Source organism: Roseovarius sp. JB2-10 (assembly GCF_055693585.1).
This window is the reverse complement of the sequence record NZ_CM146337.1, coordinates 1,196,606-1,216,185: the sequence shown is the minus strand read 5'-3', so window position 1 is coordinate 1,216,185 and position 19,580 is coordinate 1,196,606. Positions and strand designations below refer to the sequence as shown.

The following is a 19,580-nucleotide window of genomic DNA, read 5'->3' as shown; positions in this document are numbered from 1 at the left end:
AATTGCAAGGTTTGGTATGCGCGCGTTTACCGCACCAGGCCCTGTCACTTGAGGATTGCATCATATTCACGTCAAAGTTAGAATGATTCTAAAAGTGAGCTTTCTATGATCCCAGGTATCTCTACGCGCCGCCGTTTTGCCGAGTTGAATGAGCAGGAAATTTTGGCGCTTGCGATCTCGTCCGAAGAGGATGACGCCCGAATTTATCGCAGCTATGCCGAAATGCTGCGATCAGATTTCCCAGATTCAGCGCGTGTGTTTGATGGCATGGCCGTGGAAGAAGATGGCCACCGGCAACGCCTGATAGAACTGCATCAGAAGCGGTTCGGGGACGTGATCCCTTTGATCCGCCGCGAACATGTTGCGGGATTTTATGCGCGCCGCCCCGTGTGGCTTGTCGAGAACCTTGGACTTGAACGCATCCGCGAAGAAGCGGCCGCGATGGAACGCGATGCGGGTCGGTTTTACCTGAAGGCTGCAGCGCGCACGTCTGACGCGGCCACCCGCAAGCTGTTGGGGGATTTGGCCGCTGCTGAGGCCGGGCATGAAACCCGAGCAGGAGAGCTGGAAGCGGAACATTTGGACGCGGACACATTGGATACCGAGGACAAGACCGCCAAACGGCAGTTTCTACTGACTTGGGTTCAGCCCGGATTGGCCGGGTTGATGGACGGCTCGGTTTCGACCCTTGCGCCGATTTTTGCCACCGCCTTTGCCACGCAGGACACCTGGACGACGTTTCTTGTGGGTCTTGCCGCATCGGTCGGCGCTGGCATCTCGATGGGCTTTACCGAAGCGGCCAGCGATGATGGCGAACTTTCAGGCCGGGGCAGCCCCATCAAACGTGGGCTGGCATCGGGTGTCATGACCACATTAGGCGGGCTTGGCCATGCCCTGCCCTATCTGATCCCCGATTTTTGGACTGCGACAATCATCGCAATCATCGTGGTCTTTGTTGAACTTTGGGCCATTGCCTGGATCCAGAACCGATACATGGAAACGCCTTTTTCCGCGCGGCGTTCCAGGTGGTTTTGGGGGGCGGTCTGGTGTTGGCCGTTGGGGTGCTGATCGGGTCGGGCTAGCCTCAGGCGAAACTGCCCTGACAGAACCAGCCCGAGGACAGCGCCGCGCCATGGGCATAGAACAGCCACAGCAAATCCCCCCGTTCTGTCCAGACCCGCCAATAGTCACGCACACCGCTACGCCATTCCGGTTCGTCCAGCCACCACTCTGGTGCAATCCGCTCAGGGCCGCTTGCCTGTACCAATGCGTGATCCATGCCGCGCCACCGAAACGCTGCCGACAGACGTGGATGATCGGGGGCCATCACCGGCTCGGGCCGCCAGATCAACAGTGGGCGAGGTGTAGAGGGGGCCGGCCATTGCTGTGCGGGTTCGGACCACGCAGCAGCAAGGGTTTGGGCGGTCTTTTCCGGGATATGACTGCTGACCGGGTGGCGGCGGGTGATCTCTTGCATGCCGATACGTGCGCCAATCCGGCCGATCAGATCATCCAGCGTGCTGCCTTGTGCCAGTTTGTCCTGTACAGTCCGGGCAGCATCAAGATGGCCAGTCATGTTGCGTTGATGCAGGGGCTCGGTGTCCACGGCCTCCAGCCGCAGCACATCGATACCGAAACCGGCATCAATTTCCTCAAGCTTCATTGCCAGCAGGGGACGAATACGATCAGGCTGATCCGCTGCGCGTGCCAGACCAACACTGATCCATTGCATGGTCCCATCCGCTCGAAATACCTGCAGGCGGACGGTGCGGGCGCCCTGCCCCTTGTCGCGTAACAACTCGCACAGACGGGGGATCAGACGGTCCAGCGACGCCATCATATCGTCGATCAGACCAATGGGCTCCGGCAGGGTCAGCCGGGTGGCGAAACGGGGTGGTGCGGCGGTGGGAGAGACCGGTTCGGGCACCGAGCCCAGCGCCTGATCCAGCCGCAGGATTAAGCCCTTGCCAAACCGCCGGGCCAGAGGTGCACGGGGCTGCCCGATCAAATCACCTATACGGCGCAGTCCCAGACGGATCAGCTGCTCCTGGACCTCAGGCGCCAGCCGCAAGCCCGCGACAGGCAAGTCCGAAAGGACCCCATAAGCCTTGCCCGGAGGCGCGATCCGTGGCGTGTTAGCCTGTGTCGCAACAGTGGCCGGGGCAGCGCCACCGCGTTCCCAATGCCGCCGCTTTGCCGCCCGCGATCTGGTTGCACGGGCCTCTTGATCAATTGCATCACCGGTCCGGGCGTGGCTGGCCTTTTGGCCACTGAATCGTGCCAATGCCCAAGCCGCCCCAACCGTATCGGCGATCCCACAACAGGCAGTCACCCCCATATGAGCTGCATCTTGCACCAGAAGGTCCATCAACGCGCTTTCCCCGCCAAAGAGATGCGCGCAGCCCGTGATATCCAAGACCAGCCCGTCTGGAGGCTGCGCGGCAACCCACGGTGAAAATCGCCCGGACCAACGGGTCAATACATCCAGAAAAGCCGCCTCAGCCTGCGGATTTTGCAACCGTGTGACAAGGCCTGCACACATGGCATGGGCATCGCGCAGGGGCTGCCCCATCTGCAGCCCGGCCGCCTGAGCCGGAGCCGAAAGGGAGGACAATACCTGCATCTGCCCGCTATCACGCACCACGGCAAAGGGGATCTCTTCGATCCCGCCAAACTGCCGAAGCAGGCGTTCAGCCCCCAGACGCGGGAACCAGACCGAAAGGATACGACGATTGGGCATGACAGCCTTGTTTGTTCTCTATTTGTTCCAAAATAGAATGCAGCCCTATCAGAGTCGAGTCCTGCCGTCGGTTACGGTAGGCTGGCCACATATTTTAGAGGAGACATACGATGATCTCATACAAACCCGACGCTGATATCGGCCCGTTGCAAGACTGGCCGTTCGACAATCCGGCCAGCAATTATCAAATCCGGCAAGGCTCGCCCAAGGCATCCGGACGGATTGAAACCGGCGGATCGGGCCATACAACGCGCATGGGTATTTGGCGATGCACCAAGGGTGTTTTCGACTGCACCGAGCAGGGAGATGAGTTGATGACAATCCTGTCCGGCCAATGCCGGTTGCTGGATCATCTAAGCGGCGAAATCGCCGAGCTTTCGCCCGGCGATAGCCTTTTTGTACGTGATGGCAGCCGTGTTACATGGGAGGTCTTGGAGGACGTGGTGAAAGTATTTTACGGCACTAAAACAGACGGTTACTAATCAAAACACTAAGTAAAGAGGGATACGAGGGGGCACTCATAACGCTCCATCCGTTTTATGCCATCACGTATGCCTTATTGGTCGAGAGAGACCTTATCCTTGGCGACTGTTTCTGCCTCAGATGTATCCGAAGGGAAGGTCAACGTAGGTGTGATGCCGCCCATGTTCAGGCCATAAGCCATCGCGGAATTTGCACTCAGTGTCAGCGCCAGAAAGAACGTTACAGTTTTCATTTTTTGTCTCCTAGAAAGTATGTTGTCGTGTTTGCTTCTGGAGACAGGGTATGAAGCACCTTCGTTTCAGTCTTGCGTCTGAAAACCGGGTTAAATGTTTCAAAAACGTAATTGTCTTGCTGACGGGAAAAGGCGTTCAAAGGATGAAGCTTGAGTATCGCACGAGCTCAAATCGCTCTATTTTTCGGCCTTCTTTTCCCACTTTCCGGTTTCTTCGGACCAGTATTGCGCCGAACACCCTGCGTCGGTCACAGCCTTCCATTGCCCGCGTGCACGATCCAAGGCAACCGGATCATTTCCATCAAAGAGGATACAAACGCGCTCAAGCTGTGTGACTTCATCCGCCGTTACATCGGCGCCATCCACACTCATCAGACATGTCGCGCCGTTGGGCAGATCATCCGCCGTGGTCAAAAGAACCGGCTGATCTGCGGCGTGCGGTTTGCCGGACAGCCCATGCGGTAAGAACGCCTCTTCCGGGCCAAGCCACAGTTTTTCATCGAGCCATTCCATGCGCGCCATGTCCTGACCGCGCACCGCCACGCGCCATCCGGCACCCAATGCCTTGCCCAGCAACATGGGCAAGGTCACTTCAACAGGGGCTCGCGTCAGGTGATAAAAATAGGCGGCACCCATATCAATCGCCTTCGTAGACATCCGCCACGAGACGGTTCAACGCCATGACGCCCCAGCCCGTTGCTCCTTTTGGCGAATACGTGGTTTCCGCTTTGACCGATGCAACCCCAGCAATGTCGAGGTGAATCCAGGGACAGCCTTCTTTCACGAAACGCTGCAAAAACTGGGCCGCCGTGATCGACCCAGCCGCCCGACCGCCAACGTTTTTCATATCCGCAATGTTGCTCTTCAGCAGGTCGTCATAGGCCTTGCCCATGGGCATGCGCCATGCGCCTTCCCCTTCGGCATCCGCCGCCTTGATGAAGTTCTTGCTGATCGTGTCGTCGTTCGAAAAGACACCTGCGTTTTCGTGACCCAGACCAATGATAATCGCGCCGGTCAGAGTGGCGAGGTTGATCATACCGGAGGGTTTGTATGTCTCCTGTGCGTACCAGAGCACATCGGCCAAAACCAAGCGCCCTTCCGCATCGGTGTTGATGATCTCAACAGTGTCACCTTTCATGGACGTCACAACATCGCCGGGGCGTGTGGCACGGTCCGAGGGCATGTTTTCGACCAGACCAACCAGACCGACAATGTTGGCCTTGGCCTTGCGCAATGCCAATGTGCGCATCACACCGGCAACCACACCGGCACCACCCATATCCATGGTCATGTCTTCCATACCAGTGGCGGGCTTAAGGCTAATGCCGCCCGTATCAAAGACAACGCCCTTCCCAATCAGCGCCAGCGGGGCATCCCCTTTCTTGCCACCGTTCCACTCCATGATGGCCACCTTGGAAGGCGTGATGCTGCCATGGCCGACCGACAAAAGCAGGTTCATACCCAGCTTACCCAATTCGTCTTCGTCCAGAATCTTGATCTTGAGACCAAGCTCGCTCATCGCGGCAATTCGGTCTGCGAATTCGATGGTGGTCAGGTGGTTGGCCGGTTCGCTCACAAGATCGCGGGTGAAAAACACGCCCTCTGCAACCGCCATGGCGGCACCGGCATCGGTTTTGACCTCATCTGGCTTGGCCACCATCATGGTAACCTCGCCTGCATCTTTTTGTTCAGCTGTTTTGTGCGCGACGAATTCATAGGCGCGCAGCAAGACACCCAGTGTCAAAACCACCGGGCGGCGAACTTGACCGGCCAGTACCAGCAACGCGGCTTTGCCTTTTGCACGGCCGAGAGCCACACCCGCTTTGCGTAACTCATCCGACTTGGCGGAGCGCGACAGGCAAATCACATCAAGCGCTTCGGCGGCCAGCCCTGTGGGCCACGCGATGGTAACGAGATCACCTTCTTTTTTCTTTTCCCAAACGTCACTTTCCACCAGACGGGCCAACGCGCCCTTGGTCAGACGGTTCACCCGCCGTGCGCCGGAATCCAATTTGCCATCAGGGGTGACAATGACAGCAACACGGCCTTCCGCTTCTGCAATCTGATCGATATCTGTCTCAATGAATTTTACGGCAACCGGCTTGGTCATTTGGCAGTTCCTTTTCTGGGGTAAGGGAGTCCTAGCGCGCCATCGCCGACTTGACCAGATAGCAGTTTTCCCTCGCTGCCAATTCCGTTAGTCTGATCGCCAACGGGGCTTAACCAGGGGGTACGCGTGACCAGATCTCGACAGATATATGCTGTCGCAATTCATGGTGCTTTTCGGTTTCTTCGCACTGGTTTTGGTTTCAATCTTCTGGATCAACAAAGCTGTGCGCATGTTTGATCGGCTGATCGCAGATGGTCAGCCTGCCTGGGTATTCCTTGAATTTACGGCCCTTACGCTCCCCGGGGTAATCGGGGTCGTCCTGCCAATCGCTGCATTTGCAGGGGCCGTCTACGTCACAAACCGGCTCAGCACCGAAAGCGAGCTGACTGTAATGCAGGCCACCGGTTACTCGCCCTACCGGCTGATCCGTCCCGTCGTGATTTACGGAATCATCGTGGCTGTCATGATGTCCATCCTGACCCATTTCCTGATCCCGAGCAGTCTGTCGCAACTCAAACAGCGGCAGGCCGAAATCAGCCAGAACATCACTGCAAAGCTTCTGACAGCGGGTGAATTTTTGCATCCCGCACCCGGAATTACATTTTACATTCGCCACATCACCCCGGTTGGGGAGCTGCAAAACGTATTTCTGTCTGACCGGCGGGATCGTAAAAACCCGGTAACCTACACGTCCTCGACGGCCTATCTTGTCCAGGAAGGTGGTGGCACGAAACTGGTCATGGTGGCCGGTCTGGCGCAGAATTTCAAACGTGAGGAAAACCGCCTTTTTACCACCCACTTTGATGATTTTTCCTACGACATCAGCTCGCTTGTTTCACGCAACTCAACCAACCTGAACAATGTGGCATTCGCCGAAACGGCTGATCTGCTGCTGCGCCCTGATGAGGTGGCAGAACGCAGTTCAGCGAGGCGGGGCGATATCGCATATGAGGCACATAACCGTTTTGCCCAGGCGCTGATGTGTATTGTTGCTGCAACGGTTGGGTTCGCGACCCTTTTGCTGGGAAATTACAGCCGCTTTGGCGTCTGGTGGCAGGTCGTCACCGCATTCTTCCTGCTGATCGGTGTGAAACTGATTGAAGGGGTTGTTGCGTCCCCCGTGCTGTCGAACGCAGCACTTTGGCCCTTGATGTACGTACCCATTTTGGTGGGCGGCGTGCTAACGGTATTGCTGCTCTATATCTCTGCAAATCCCGGCGTGTCGCATCTGTTGCGAACCCGCAAACCAGCCGAGGATGCGCCGTGATACTTCACTTTTACTTTGCCCGTCGGTTCCTGTGGACTTTTCTGACGATCTTCTTCGTCTTTGTGATCCTGCTTGGCCTGATTGATCTGGTTGATGAATTGCAGGACTTTCCGGACCTTACTTTTGGTGAAGTACTCGAAGTTGTTTTGCTGAAACTGCCTCAGGCAAATTACGAGATTTTGCCACTGATTATCATTCTTGCCTCCGTTGCACTTTTCGTACGCGTCGCGCGGAGTTCTGAATTGGTCGTTGTCCGGGCTGCGGGACGCTCGGCACTTGGCACGTTGGTTGCGCCGCTGACCGTTGCCGCGATGATCGGTATTTTGTCGGTCACCATGATGAACCCGATCGTGGCCGCCTCCTCCAAACGCTATCATGATCTGGTCAATACTTATGTCGGCTTCGGGTCAAACGTACTGGCAATTTCGGTGGAAGGCCTGTGGCTGCGGCAGGGCACATCAGATGGTCAGACAGTGATCCACGCCGCCCGCGCCAGTTCGGATGTGGGCGTGCTGTATGATACCACTTTTGTTTCCTTCTCTCCCGAAGGTGAGCCGCTGACGCGCGTTGCCGCCCCCTCGGCCAGACTTTCGAACGGAGAATGGCTGTTAACCGATGCCAAACAATGGAATCTCAAACCGGGTGGTAATCCGGAATCCGAAGCATCAATCATGCCGCAAATGTCGATCCCTTCGTCCCTGACCCAGGCCCGCATCATCGACAGTTTCGGCAAGCCTGAATACATACCGATCTGGGATCTGCCGAGGTTCATCCGGCAGTTGGAACAAGCAGGTTTTTCCGCACGGCGCTATGCTGTGTGGTTTCAGATGGAATTGGCCCGCCCGCTGTTTTTGACCGCATTGGTGTTGGTGGCAGCCGCCTTTACCATGCGCCACACCCGCTTGGGCAATACCGGCATTTCGGTGCTGACTGCGGTCATGCTGGGGTTCAGCCTGCACTACATCCGGAACTTCGCCCAGATACTCGGTGAAAACGGACAAATTCCAATCCTTCTGGCCGCGTGGGCACCACCGGTTGCCGCATTCCTGTTGGCATTGGGCATTCTGCTGCATATGGAGGATGGATGACCCGTTTGTTCCGTCTTCTTGCCATATCACTTGGCCTGTTGATTTTTTCCCAAACGGCGCACGCCCAGGACGGGCCAGACCTTCCCGCGCTGCTGGTCGCCGATGACGTCTATATAACCGGGGACGACAAGCTGGTTGCGGAGGGCAATGTTGAAGCCGTCTATCAGGGCCAACGCCTGATGGCGAAATCCATTACCTATGATCGTAAAACTGAGACGCTTGAAATCAATGGCCCCATCACGCTGGATGACGGCCAATCGACCCTGGTGCTGGCGGATTCTGGATCGCTGGATCGGGAAATGAAAAACGGCATCCTGCGCGGCGCACGCGTGGTTTTGGATGATCAGTTGCAATTGGCCTCGCATGAATTGAACCGCGTCGGCGGGCGCTACACCCAGCTTTACAAGGCAACGGTCACATCGTGCCGTATCTGCCATGACGGCAATGTGCCGTTATGGTCGATCCGGGCCCGCCGTGTCATTCACGACCAACACGAACGCCAGCTTTATTTCCACGACGCGCAATTTCGCATTCTGGATGTGCCGGTTTTCTACCTGCCCCGCCTGCGATTGCCCGACCCCACACTGGATCGTGCCACGGGCTTTTTGATCCCGACGGTGGTCAGCTCCACGGAACTGGGTTTTGGGGTGCGCGTTCCGTACTTTATCAAACTGGGTGATCATCGCGACCTGACGCTGACGCCTTTCATTGCCACCAAATCGACAACGCTCGGGTTTCGGTATCGCCAGGCCTTTCGCAAAGGCGATATTGAAGTCAACGGCGCGATCTCAAACGATCAGGCCGGGGACCGCACAAACCGCGCATATCTGTTTGTCAAAGGCAGCTTCGATTTGCCAAGAGGCTTCAAGCTGGCCTTCGATTTGGAGACCGTCAACGACGACACCTATCTCGAAGACTATTCGATTACGGCCAAGGATCGGCTGGACAGTGAGGTGTCCATTGAACGCGCCAAGCGCGATGAATTCATCCGCGCCGCCGTCACTCATTTCGAGACGCTGCGCATTGACGAAAGCAATTCGACCCTGCCCACCATCGTCGGCAATGCGGAATACCAGCGTCGTGTTTTCCCAAGGGTTGTCGGAGGGGAGTTGCGGTTCGCGGCCGAAGCCCACAGCCATTTCCGCCAATCCGACCTCGAAACGGACGGGCTTGATTTTGACCGTTTTGCGGACGGGCGAGACGTCAGCCGCCTGACGACCAGTGCAAACTGGTACCGCACTTGGATTTTGCCATACGGCATCAAGACCCAGTTTCAGACCGGTGTTGACGTCGACACGTTCCGCATCAGCCAATCGGGTGGTACATCGCGGTCAGAGGCAACCGAAGTCACTCCCTCGACGTCACTGGTCTTTCGCATGCCTTTGACAAAAACCACGGCACGCGGAACCACCCATCTGATCGAGCCGGTGGTGCAACTGGCCTGGGTTGGTGGCAGCAATCCGGACGTGCCCAATGACGAAAGCACGCGGATTGATTTTGACGAGGGCAACTTGTTGTCTCTGTCGCGATTTACAGCGCCAGATCGCCGCGAACGCGGGGCAAGTATAGCATATGGCATCAACTGGACGCGCTACGATCCGCGCGGCGCCAAATCGACACTAACATTCGGGCAGGTGATCCGCGACGACAGTCTTTTGGAAAGCAATGGCTCAACCAGCTTCACCAACGCCTCCGGCCTGCAACAAAAATTTTCTGACTATCTGATCGCGGGGCAGCTCAAGCTGCCCAATGGCATGGCTTTTACCGCGCGCAGCATCTTTGACGATGCGTTTGACGCAACCAAGGCCGAGGCGCGCGCCAGCTGGCGCAACAAGCGCGCCAATATCGGCGCTTCCTTCATCTGGATTCAGGCCGATCCGGCCGAAGATCGCGCACGTACCATTTCAGAATGGGAATTCGATGGCAGTTACCGGCTGTCGCGCCACTGGACGGGCAGTGCGGAATGGCGCTATGACGTGGTGACAGACAGTAGTGTTCGGGCGGGTGTGGGTATAAAATATACCAACGAGTGTGTGGAAATCGAGCTTTCGGCCTTACGCCGGTTTACGTCTTCCACTAACCTTGAAGCATCCACCGATATCGGCCTCACCGTCGGGCTCAGAGGGTTTAGTGCAAAAACGTCGGACAAGTCCTATGTTCGCAAATGCAAGAAGTAAGCAGAGTGAAACCAGATATGCGTAAATTCCTTGCCTCATTCATCCGGGTTCTTGCGGTCGCATGCATATTTGCTGCGCCGGCTTTACCTATATCTGCGCAAAACCTGTTTGAAACCGTCATAACGGTGAATGATCAAGCCATCTCTCGCTACGAAATCGACCAACGCACGCGCATGTGGACTTTGTTTGGAGTGCCGGGAGATCTTGTGAAACTTGCGCGCAAGCAATTGGTCGAAGAACGTCTACAGGCGGATGCGGCCAAACAAAATGGTGTCGTAATTGAAGACGAAGAACTTGAAGACGAAATGGAAGAATTCGCCGGACGTGCAAATATGGATCTGGACCAGTTTGTGCGTGCCTTGGAAGGCGCAGGCGTCGCCAGAGAAACACTGCGTGACTATGTAAAAGCTGGAATCACGTGGAGAGAGGTCACTCGGACACTTTTTCTCAACCGGGTTTCTGTATCTGAGTCGGACCTTGATCGTGCCAGATCCGCTGTTTCTGGTCGTGCAGGTATAAGGGTGCTTCTTTCGGAAATTGTGATCCCAACCGGTGGCGTTAGCCCGCAAGTTATTCAAGAACGGATAGATCGAATATCGCAGGCTGAGTCTGAAGCAGAGTTTTCAGCAGAAGCGAGGCGCTATTCGGCTTCCCGGACTAAAGGCCGTGGTGGCCGCCTCGACTGGCAGCCTATCACCGATCTACCAGCGCGTTTACGACCAGTCATCATAAGCCTTGCACCCGGTGAAGTTTCTGAACCCTTTCCATTTGACGGTGCCGTTGCGCTCTTCCAGTTGCGCGATATTGAGGAGCTGGAAGCACCAGCCACTGAATACGCGGCAATCGAGTATGCGGCCTATTACATCGATGGCGGCCGCAGCGAACAGGCACTGTCCCGTGCCGCCCGTGTCGAGGCCAATGTAGACACCTGTGATGATCTTTATGGCATTGCACAAGGCCAGCCGGAGACAGTTCTGGATCGCGGTACGAAAGCGCCAGATGAGTTGCCGACAGATATTGCGCTGGAGTTGTCCAAACTGGACCCTGGTGAAGTGTCAACCGCACTGACGCGCGCAAATGGCCAAACCCTGGTTTTTCTGATGCTGTGTGGTCGCACACCGCAGCTTGGCGAGGATGGACCGACGGATGATGACCTGACAGGTTTCATCCGGAGCCAACGCCTCAGTTCTTTTGCTAACGGCTATCTTGAACAGCTGCGGGCCGAGGCACGGATCGTCGAAAAATGACACGCCCCGTCGCACTCTGTTGCGGCGAACCGGCGGGCATAGGCCCTGAAATTGCCGCGCGCGCCTGGCAGGCACTTGGCTCGGACCTTCCGTTTTTTCTGATTGGTGACCCTCGCCATGTGCCATCGGGCATACAGGTTATCGAAATCAATGAGCCTTCCGAAGCTATGGGCGCATGTGCCAGCGGCATGCCTATCCTGCGCCATGATTTCCAAGGCGAACTGACCCTTGGTACCCCAAACCCCCAGCACGCACAAAGTGTCATCGATGTGATCGCCCGCGGCGTCGATCTGGTGCAGGACGGCGCAGCATCCGCGCTTTGTACCGCGCCCATTCACAAACAGGCGTTGCAGGACGGTGCCGGGTTTCAATATCCCGGACATACGGAATATCTCGCGGCTTTGGCGGGCGTGGACCGCGTGGTCATGATGTTGGCAAGCGACGCGTTGCGTGTGGTTCCTGCCACGATCCACATCCCCTTGTCGCAGGTGCCAGAGCACCTGACAGAAGCACGGCTCGACGCAACATTGCGGACAACTCATGCGTCCTTGATCCGTGATTTCGGTATCTCCGCCCCGCGGATTGCCGTGGCAGGCCTCAACCCTCATGCAGGCGAAGGCGGCAAAATGGGCCGCGAAGAAATAGACCTGATTGCACCTCTTTTGACACGATTGCGCGGCGAGGGGATGGATCTGCGCGGACCGATGTCGGCAGATACGATGTTTCATGCCGCTGCGCGCACCGGGTATGACGCAGCTGTCTGCATGTATCATGATCAGGCCCTGATCCCCATCAAGACGCTCGATTTTGACCGTGGTGTGAATGTGACCCTTGGCTTGCCCTTTGTGCGCACATCTCCGGATCACGGCACGGCACTGGATATCGCTGGTCAAGACAAAGCCAATCCGACATCTCTGATCGAAGCTCTGAAAATGGCGGCCCGGATGGGCGCTGTGCGTGGCGCATGAGCCTCGATGACCTCCCCCGTTGCGTCAGGTTATCGCGGCGCATGATTTGGCCGCACGCAAATCACTGGGACAGAATTTTCTGCTGGATCTCAACCTGACATCAAAGATTGCCCGGCAGGCCGGTGATCTCAGCGCATGCGATGTGTTGGAAATCGGGCCGGGTCCCGGCGGTCTGACACGCGGGCTTTTGTCCGAAGGCGCACGCCGGGTGCTGGCTGTCGAGAAGGATGTCAGATGCCTGCCCGCGCTTGAAGAAATTGCCAAAGCGTGCCCGGGACGTCTTACGGTGATCAATGCGGATGCGCTTGAACTGGACCCTTTGAGCCACCTGACACCCCCTATTCGCGTGGCCGCCAACCTGCCTTACAACATCGGTACCGAGTTGTTGGTGCGTTGGCTGACACCTCCGTCATGGCCGCCCTATTGGCAGAGCCTGACGCTGATGTTCCAGCGCGAAGTAGCTGACCGGATCGTGGCCCAACCTGGCGGCAAAGCATACGGACGGCTGGCCGTGCTGGCGCAGTGGCGGTGCGAGGCACGGATTGTCATGACACTGCCGCCCGAGGCATTCACACCGCCCCCCAAGATTTCGAGTGCAGTGGTGCATCTGAAAGCCCTGCCTGAGCCTCGGTTTGAGGCCGACCAAAAGGTGTTGGAAAAAGTTGTGGCCAAAGCGTTCAACCAACGCCGCAAGATGCTACGCGCCGCGCTCAAGGGGCTGGCACCGGATATCGAGGACCGCCTGATCGCTGCGGGCATTAAACCTACCGACCGCGCCGAAACCGTTGGGCTGGAACAATTCTGTGCGCTTGCGCGACAAATGGCACCGTAACGACGCCTCTAGGCGGCACCGGCACGTCGGCCAAACCGCACCCACACCACACCGAGAGCCGATATAAGCAGCCACGCACTGGCAGGCAGAGGAATGACCCCAGTGTCGGGCCTTACATCGATATCGTCGATGAAACGCGCAGAACTGCCTTTTACCGAAACTTCAAACCGTAACCTGTTGATCAGGGCGTTGCTGGGGCTGTTAACAGTCCCGAACACGGTCGACAGGCTGTTCACATCAAACTGAAACACCTGCAACCCACCCAGAAGGCCGGTAACACTGATTTCGTCTGAGCCATTGCCAATCGTCGACAGCGCACGCTGTGCGAGAGAGACGAACCGGAAGTTGCCGCCGCCGTCCCGTGTCAGTTCAACGCGATCACCGACTTGAGAGGGATCACCATTAAAAGCTGTCGCAAGGCTGGCCCCGGAAACCGAAAAACTGGTTGTCAGATCCCAGGCCGTGCCAACTGTTCGGGCAATCGTAAAACCGTCCTGGCCAAAAGACACAAATGGATCAACGTCGCTATTTCCGAAATCGATGGTGGCCGCATGTGCCTGGGCAGACAGTAAAATCGCGGCCAGATATGAACTAATCATTCGCAACATGTTCAAATCCTCCTTTGAAATTCATCATGCATTGCGGCACGCGAAACTTCGAAATTGGAATTAAAATATGCGCCGCATCGTTCTTAAATGCCGTCAGAATACGGCGAATCGCATTTGTGGTCAAAAAACGCACCACGTGCGCTATGCAACTCTTCACAGCATAGGCCACACTTTGCAGGCAAAGCTTGTGAAAACCGATTGAAAAGTCTGTGTTATTCGGCCGCTTCCGGTGCATCCGGGGCGTCACCGCCGTCCGGTGACTGGCCACTGCCTGCGTCAAGCTGCGCAGTATCACCTGCCTTCGGGGCTTTTGGTTTGCGCGGGCGTTTGGGTTTGGGCGCCTGCTGGCTTTCCGGGGTTTCAACCAACCCGCTATCTGCAACGTCTGGCTGCTCCATCACATCGGGTTGTGGGGCTGCCGCTGGATCGTCATCGGTGCGGTTGGATTCACGCTCCTGGCGCTTGGCGCGTTCCCGGTCACGCTCTTGCTGACGCTCACGGTTTTCGCGTTCCTGCTGCTCGCGGCGGGCGTCCTGCTCCTTCTGAGCGGCCCCCAGGAGACGCAGGTAATGTTCTGCATGCTGCTGAAAGTTCTCTGTCGCAACCCGATCGCCGGACAACTGGGAATCCCGCGCCAGCTGGTTATATTTTTCAATGATCTGCTGGGGCGTCCCACGTACTTTGCCCTCCGGTCCCGAGCTATCAAAAACTCGATTGACCACATTGCCTACAGACCGGTTGCGGTTGTTCTTATTCCGCGAACGTGACTTCGATGATCTCATGATACTTGCTGTGCAGCCCTATGCTCAATGTGCCTTTTGATCCGACTGGCGCCCCTTGCGCCGATAAAATGACCCGAATCCGACATGTCTTGGCTTGGTGTCAAGCGGGACCGCCCTAGGGCATCCTCCGTCTTGATCTACGCTCCAATAAACATGCGGAAGGCGATGGCACAAGTACAAACAGTCGATTTTAACCGTTTTGTGCAGATTCAAGCCTGAAATTTGCAGTTTTCTGGGGGTTTAACCCCGCCAAACGCCCTGCACAACGCGGTCGCGACCGTCCAGATCAGGAACGATTCCAACCTCCTGAAACCCGGCTGAATGGAACATTTCAGTGACCGCCTGACCCTGGGTCCAACCGATTTCAACCATAAGATGTCCACCGGGTTTCAAATGCAGTCCGGCATTGGCCGTAATGCTGCGGTAGGCACGTAACCCGTCACCTTCATCGGTCAGTGCCATGCGCGGTTCAAAGGACAGTTCAGGCGCCAGTGCCGCCATCTCTTCGGTGGCAATGTAAGGGGGTTGGAGACGATGAGATCAAACGTCCCGTCGACATCCGTGAACCAATCAGATTGGATCAGCGTGACGCGATGGTTCAGCTCCATCGTGAATGTGTTCCGGCGCGCCACGGTCAGCGCCTTTTCCGATAGATCCGTCCCGACACCTGTGGTCTCAGACCGTGCCGCCAGCAGACTAAGCAGGATGCAGCCCGAACCGGTGCCCAGATCAAGCAGGCGCTCAAACGGCACTTCAAGCGCGGCAACGACCAGCGTTTCCGTTTCTGGCCGCGGGTCCAATGCATCGCCACTGACGCTGAAGCGATGTTCATAGAAGTCGCGGTAGCCCAGCAGATGCGACATCGGCTCCCGCTTGCAGCGCCGAGCGATGAGCTTTTCAAAGTCCGCTTCCCACCTGCCTGCCATTGCCGCTTCATAATCCTCATAGCGCCGCGGAAAGGCCGCCCGCCACAGCAGCCGCGCCTCGCGCTGTGGGTCCGCAATGCCATGATCCGAAAGCAAACGCGCGCCGCGGGCAATCACCTGCGTTTCGTTCACCCGTTCATCTCCGCCAGCATCGTGGCCTGCGCATCGGCGGTCAGGGCATCGATCACTTCGTCCAGATCACCGGCCATTACCTGATCCAGCTTGTAGAGCGTCAGGTTGATGCGGTGGTCCGTCATCCGGCCTTGGGGAAAGTTATAGGTGCGGATACGCTCGGAACGATCACCCGAACCAACTTGCGCTGCGCGGTTTGCGGATCGCTCATCGTCAACCTTTTGACGTTCCATGTCGTAGAGCCGGGTTTTCAGCACCTGCATCGCAATCTCGCGATTGCGGTGCTGCGATTTCTCGGAACTGGTCACAACGATGCCCGACGGAATATGCGTGATCCGAACGGCGGAATCCGTCGTGTTCACGTGCTGCCCGCCTGCGCCGGAGCTGCGCATCGTGTCGATGCGAAGGTCGTTTGCGTCGATATGAATATCCACGTCTTCGGCTTCGGGCAGAACAGCAACCGTTGCAGCAGATGTATGAATACGCCCGCCGGACTCCGTCTCCGGTACCCGCTGCACACGGTGGACACCGGATTCAAACTTGAGCCGCGCAAAAACGTTTTCACCTTTCACATGCGCGACGGCTTCCTTGATCCCACCTAGCTCGCTCTGCTGTTCTTCGATCAGTTCGAATTTCCAGCCATGGGCTTCGGAAAACCTCTGGTACATGCGCAACAAATCGGCTGCAAACAACGCCGCCTCATCGCCCCCTGTACCCGGCCGGATTTCAACGATTGCGGGGCGTTTGTCGGCCTCATCTTTTGGCAACAACGCCAGCTGCAGTGCCGCTTCCATATCTGGTTGGCGCGCTTCCAGATCTGCCAACTCATCATTGGCCAAATCGCGCATCTCGGGATCGTCCAGCATGGCCGTTGCAGCGTCGATGTCGCCCAGAAGCTGCTGGTATGCCCGGATTTCTTCGACAAGAGGACGTAAATCCGAATATTCCTTGCCCAGCTTGGCGATATCACCGGTGCCCTCGGACATTTGCGCTTCGATAAACTCGAAACGTTGGGTGATTTGCGCAAGTCGATCCAAAGGTATCATGGCGCTCCGTGTCCCTTATCCTTGGGGTTTGGTCAAGAGCACAGACTATGCTAAGATCACCCTATGAGATGGCTCGTTTTATTCATTATCGCCGCCAGCCCGTCGCTGGCAGACGTCAAATCCCAAGGCAAGACGATCGATTGCTACTGTACGGATCGTCAAGGCGAACGCGTGGAACTTGGTGACACAACCTGCCTTCAGGTGGATGGCCGAATGTTCATGGCGCAATGTCAGATGTCGTTGAACGTACCTATGTGGCGCGAAGTATCTGAGGGATGCCTGTCCTCGTCACTCGACCACAGCGGCGATCCAAGCGTCGATACGTGAGGCATTGACGCCCAAATCAGACAGCCCATATCGCGCCCTTCCGAATATCTCGATTTTCCCGTCGCGTAGCCGGATCGTTGTGTAATCCGGAAATCCGAAAACGGCGCTTCGGGTCACATATGTGACCATACCGTCTTGCGGCAGACCTGCGAGAACTCCGGTGCGTGGTGTGGCGCGGATAACTTCGTTCAAGGCAGGCCAATACCCCTCACCGGATTCGATCACGCGCATCGCACTGTTGCTCTGATCCCCGGGCTGTACGGTGTCAGACATGCGATGCCATTGCCCCACATCTGTTGGCGCAAAGCGTGCCCATAGCGTCACAATCAACAATGCAGCGACACTCATCAACGCAATGGTCGTCATCTTGTTCTTCATCCTGATCAAACACGCCTCATGGTTTGCGTCGCGTCCATCCCCACAGGCAGATCAATTCCATCGCAACATGGGCCCCGGCAATTGCCGTAGCACCTGTTGTATCAAAGGGCGGCGAAACCTCCACAATATCACCGCCAACCATGTTGATGCCTGCTATATCGCGCAGGATGATGGACGCCTGTCCGCTGCTCAGCCCGCCCCAGACGGGCGTGCCGGTACCCGGTGCAAAACCCGGGTCAAGACAATCGATGTCGAATGTGACGTAGGTTTGCCGGTCTCCCAAAATGCTTTTGATCTTTTGGGCCACGGCGACAGGCCCTGTTTCATGGACTTCGCGGGCATCAATTGTCGGAACGCCAAGGTTATCCTCGTTTGTGGTGCGTATCCCAACCTGAACAGATGTCTTGGGATCAATCAGACCCTCTTTGACAGCCTTGTAGAACATTGTGCCGTGATCGACCCGGTCCATATCGTCATCTGCCCACGTGTCCGAATGCGCATCAAATTGCAGCAAGGACAGGGGACCAAATTTCTTGGCATAGGCCCGCAGAATCGGGAATGAAACATAGTGGTCGCCACCGATCGCGATGCTTGTACTGCCCGCATCCAGAATACCCGCGATATGCGCTTCAAGAGCGGCCGGAAAAGCAGGGATATTGGCGTAGTCAAACGCCACGTCTCCGTAGTCTACAATGTTGAATTCTTCGAGCGGGCTGTAGCCGCCCCATCCGTAGGGGGCATCAAAGGGTTGCAAACAGCTCGCTTCCCGAACGCCCCGCGGCCCCAGCCGGGTGCCAGGGCGGTTTGTTACCGCCTGATCAAATGGCACACCTGTCACGGCAATATCCACGCCCTTCAGGTCTTTGGTGTATCGCCGCCTGACAAAAGACGTGGCCCCGCCAAATGTGCTTTCAAAGCTCAACCCGCGCAGATCCTTGCGTGTAAACGCCTGATCTACCTGATTTTTTGCGTCCTCAAGTGCCATAGTGATGCCTTTCAGAGTGTCGGGGAGGGTGGGTGGGCGGCGCTCTGAAAGGCATCATCCCACAGGTTGCGCCCGCTCCACAAGCCGCGCAAAAAACGAGGCACCAATCGGTGCAACGGCATCATTGAAGTCAAACGCGGGATTATGCAGGCTTGCGGCCTCTCCCTGACCCAAAAACAAATACGCTCCGGGCCTTTCGTTGAGCATAAACGAGAAATCCTCCGCACCCATTTCTCGTGTTCGATTGGTGACCACAGGTGCTTCACCGGCCACTTCTTGGGCAACTCCGGTGGCAAATTCGATGCGGCCCGGGTCGTTCACTGTTGCGGGATAGCCTTGGTCAATCCGCAGCTCCGCCGTTACGCCATACGACGCCGCTTGCCCGTCCACGATCTCGCGCAAACGCGCCCAGACCATCTGTTGAACCTGTGGGTCAAAGCTCCTGATCGTGCCATTGATATACGCGGTGTCCGGGATGATGTTTTCCGCACTTCCCGTGTGAATTTGCGTGACGGATACGACCAGATCATCCAGCGCATAGTGATTGCGACTTACAATGGTTTGAATGGCCTGCGTCATGCCAGCAGCCGCAATCACCGGATCACGCGTATCATGCGGATAGGCCCCGTGCCCTCCCCGCCCCTGTATGTTGATATGGAACGTATCTACCGCAGCCATGATCGGTCCGGGGCAGGTGTAAAAACCCCCGGCCTCGACACCGGGCAGGGTATGCAAGGCATAAACTTCAGATACATCATAGCGATCCAAAATGCCTGCCTCTACCATCAGCTTCCCACCACCAGGGCCTTCTTCGGCCGGTTGGAAAATCAACGCGACGCGCCCCGTAAAATTGCGCGTTTCCGCCAAATATTTAGCCGCACCCAAAAGCATCGTTGTGTGCCCATCATGACCACACGCATGCATGACACCTTCGTTTTCCGATTTCCAGATTGCCCCGGTTGCCTCTTCAATCGGCAAGGCATCCATATCCGCCCGCAATCCAATTGTGGGACCATCCCCGCGCCCTTCAATGACCGCCACAACGCCAGAGGTTGCAATCCCGGTTTCGATCTCGGTGATACCGAACTCACGTAGACGATCCACGACGAAAGCGGCTGTCTCGTGGCACTCAAGCCCCAGTTCTGGTCGTGTATGTAGGTGCCGACGCCAAGCGGTCATTTCATCGGCAAACCCGGCGATGCGATTGATAACTGCCATGGTCTGGACTCCGTCCCGATTGCTTGTCACGGTC

Annotated in this window: 20 protein-coding genes and 1 pseudogene; 9 read left to right on the top strand and 12 right to left on the bottom strand. The window is 56.8% G+C overall.

What is annotated here, in order from left to right; genetic code table 11:
- Window positions 1–105 precede the first annotated feature (105 nt).
- Window positions 106–1,082 (top strand): annotated as a pseudogene (gene mbfA / locus ACZ1HJ_RS06030) (iron exporter MbfA).
- Between the two features lie 2 nt (window positions 1,083–1,084).
- Here mbfA and ACZ1HJ_RS06025 read toward each other — a convergent pair.
- Complete coding sequence (locus ACZ1HJ_RS06025; RefSeq protein WP_472721412.1) at window positions 1,085–2,740, bottom strand: Y-family DNA polymerase; 1,656 nt, start codon at window positions 2,738–2,740, stop codon at window positions 1,085–1,087.
- Between the two features lie 110 nt (window positions 2,741–2,850).
- On the opposite strand from ACZ1HJ_RS06025, the gene ACZ1HJ_RS06020 reads away from it, so the two are divergent.
- Entirely contained in the window at window positions 2,851–3,222 is a 372-nt protein-coding gene (locus tag ACZ1HJ_RS06020; RefSeq protein WP_472721411.1) for a cupin domain-containing protein, read from the top strand.
- 74 nt (window positions 3,223–3,296) lie between these two features.
- Here the strand turns inward: ACZ1HJ_RS06020 and ACZ1HJ_RS06015 are convergent, their stop codons facing one another.
- The 3 genes from ACZ1HJ_RS06015 to ACZ1HJ_RS06005 form a co-directional block, all read right to left on the bottom strand.
- On the bottom strand, window positions 3,297–3,455 hold the full coding sequence (locus tag ACZ1HJ_RS06015; RefSeq protein ID WP_472721410.1) for a hypothetical protein: 159 nt from the start codon (window positions 3,453–3,455) through the stop codon (window positions 3,297–3,299).
- Window positions 3,456–3,632: 177 nt separating this feature from the next.
- Window positions 3,633–4,091, bottom strand: a complete 459-nt coding sequence (locus tag ACZ1HJ_RS06010) for a DNA polymerase III subunit chi (protein WP_472721409.1) — start codon at window positions 4,089–4,091, stop codon at window positions 3,633–3,635.
- Between the two features lies 1 nt (window position 4,092).
- A complete protein-coding gene (locus ACZ1HJ_RS06005) occupies window positions 4,093–5,565 on the bottom strand; it encodes a leucyl aminopeptidase (RefSeq protein WP_472721408.1) in 1,473 nt (490 codons plus the stop codon).
- Window positions 5,566–5,713: 148 nt separating this feature from the next.
- Between ACZ1HJ_RS06005 and lptF the strand changes: the two genes are divergently transcribed.
- From lptF to rsmA, 6 genes are read left to right on the top strand one after another with little or no spacing between them, the layout of a single operon-like run.
- Window positions 5,714–6,832 (top strand): LPS export ABC transporter permease LptF, encoded by a 1,119-nt coding sequence (lptF, locus tag ACZ1HJ_RS06000; RefSeq protein ID WP_472721407.1) that lies wholly within the window; start codon window positions 5,714–5,716, stop codon window positions 6,830–6,832.
- On the top strand, window positions 6,829–7,920 hold the full coding sequence (gene lptG, locus ACZ1HJ_RS05995; RefSeq protein ID WP_472721406.1) for an LPS export ABC transporter permease LptG: 1,092 nt from the start codon (window positions 6,829–6,831) through the stop codon (window positions 7,918–7,920). Before lptF ends, lptG begins: the two co-directional genes overlap by 4 nt.
- Window positions 7,917–10,097 carry an LPS-assembly protein LptD gene (locus tag ACZ1HJ_RS05990; protein ID WP_472721405.1) on the top strand — a complete coding sequence of 727 codons (2,181 nt, stop codon included), beginning with the start codon at window positions 7,917–7,919 and terminating at the stop codon, window positions 10,095–10,097. Before lptG ends, ACZ1HJ_RS05990 begins: the two co-directional genes overlap by 4 nt.
- Window positions 10,098–10,114: 17 nt before the next feature.
- A complete protein-coding gene (locus ACZ1HJ_RS05985) occupies window positions 10,115–11,344 on the top strand; it encodes a peptidylprolyl isomerase (RefSeq protein ID WP_472721404.1) in 1,230 nt (409 codons plus the stop codon).
- Window positions 11,341–12,312 (top strand): 4-hydroxythreonine-4-phosphate dehydrogenase PdxA, encoded by a 972-nt coding sequence (gene pdxA, locus ACZ1HJ_RS05980; RefSeq protein ID WP_472721403.1) that lies wholly within the window; start codon window positions 11,341–11,343, stop codon window positions 12,310–12,312. The genes ACZ1HJ_RS05985 and pdxA overlap by 4 nt, the downstream gene beginning before the upstream one ends.
- Window positions 12,313–12,331: 19 nt before the next feature.
- Window positions 12,332–13,144, top strand: coding sequence for a 16S rRNA (adenine(1518)-N(6)/adenine(1519)-N(6))-dimethyltransferase RsmA (gene rsmA / locus ACZ1HJ_RS05975; RefSeq protein ID WP_472721402.1), 813 nt, complete (start codon window positions 12,332–12,334; stop codon window positions 13,142–13,144).
- 8 nt (window positions 13,145–13,152) lie between these two features.
- Here rsmA and ACZ1HJ_RS05970 read toward each other — a convergent pair whose 3' ends face one another.
- From ACZ1HJ_RS05970 to prfA, 5 genes are all read right to left on the bottom strand, one after another.
- Window positions 13,153–13,752 (bottom strand): hypothetical protein, encoded by a 600-nt coding sequence (locus ACZ1HJ_RS05970; protein ID WP_472721401.1) that lies wholly within the window; start codon window positions 13,750–13,752, stop codon window positions 13,153–13,155.
- 212 nt (window positions 13,753–13,964) lie between these two features.
- A complete protein-coding gene (locus ACZ1HJ_RS05965) occupies window positions 13,965–14,534 on the bottom strand; it encodes a DUF4167 domain-containing protein (protein ID WP_472721400.1) in 570 nt (189 codons plus the stop codon).
- Window positions 14,535–14,774: 240 nt separating this feature from the next.
- Window positions 14,775–14,996 (bottom strand): hypothetical protein, encoded by a 222-nt coding sequence (locus tag ACZ1HJ_RS05960; RefSeq protein WP_472721399.1) that lies wholly within the window; start codon window positions 14,994–14,996, stop codon window positions 14,775–14,777.
- Window positions 14,987–15,592, bottom strand: a complete 606-nt coding sequence (locus ACZ1HJ_RS05955; protein WP_472721398.1) for a N5-glutamine methyltransferase family protein — start codon at window positions 15,590–15,592, stop codon at window positions 14,987–14,989. Before ACZ1HJ_RS05955 ends, ACZ1HJ_RS05960 begins: the two co-directional genes overlap by 10 nt.
- Entirely contained in the window at window positions 15,589–16,638 is a 1,050-nt protein-coding gene (gene prfA / locus ACZ1HJ_RS05950) for a peptide chain release factor 1 (RefSeq protein WP_472721397.1), read from the bottom strand. Before prfA ends, ACZ1HJ_RS05955 begins: the two co-directional genes overlap by 4 nt.
- A gap of 63 nt (window positions 16,639–16,701) precedes the next feature.
- Between prfA and ACZ1HJ_RS05945 the strand changes: the two genes are divergently transcribed.
- Window positions 16,702–16,965, top strand: a complete 264-nt coding sequence (locus ACZ1HJ_RS05945; RefSeq protein WP_472721396.1) for a hypothetical protein — start codon at window positions 16,702–16,704, stop codon at window positions 16,963–16,965.
- On the opposite strand, the gene ACZ1HJ_RS05940 is transcribed toward ACZ1HJ_RS05945, so the two are convergent.
- The 3 genes from ACZ1HJ_RS05940 to ACZ1HJ_RS05930 are packed head-to-tail and all read right to left on the bottom strand — an operon-like array spanning window position 16,927 to window position 19,546.
- Window positions 16,927–17,331: a DUF1499 domain-containing protein gene (locus ACZ1HJ_RS05940; protein ID WP_472721395.1), complete on the bottom strand. Its 405-nt coding sequence runs from the start codon at window positions 17,329–17,331 to the stop codon at window positions 16,927–16,929. The two genes, ACZ1HJ_RS05945 and ACZ1HJ_RS05940, sit on opposite strands and share 39 nt — an antisense overlap.
- 28 nt (window positions 17,332–17,359) lie before the next feature.
- Window positions 17,360–18,328 (bottom strand): agmatinase, encoded by a 969-nt coding sequence (gene speB / locus ACZ1HJ_RS05935; protein ID WP_472721394.1) that lies wholly within the window; start codon window positions 18,326–18,328, stop codon window positions 17,360–17,362.
- Between the two features lie 54 nt (window positions 18,329–18,382).
- Window positions 18,383–19,546, bottom strand: a complete 1,164-nt coding sequence (locus ACZ1HJ_RS05930) for a M20 aminoacylase family protein (protein ID WP_472721393.1) — start codon at window positions 19,544–19,546, stop codon at window positions 18,383–18,385.
- Window positions 19,547–19,580 lie beyond the last annotated feature (34 nt).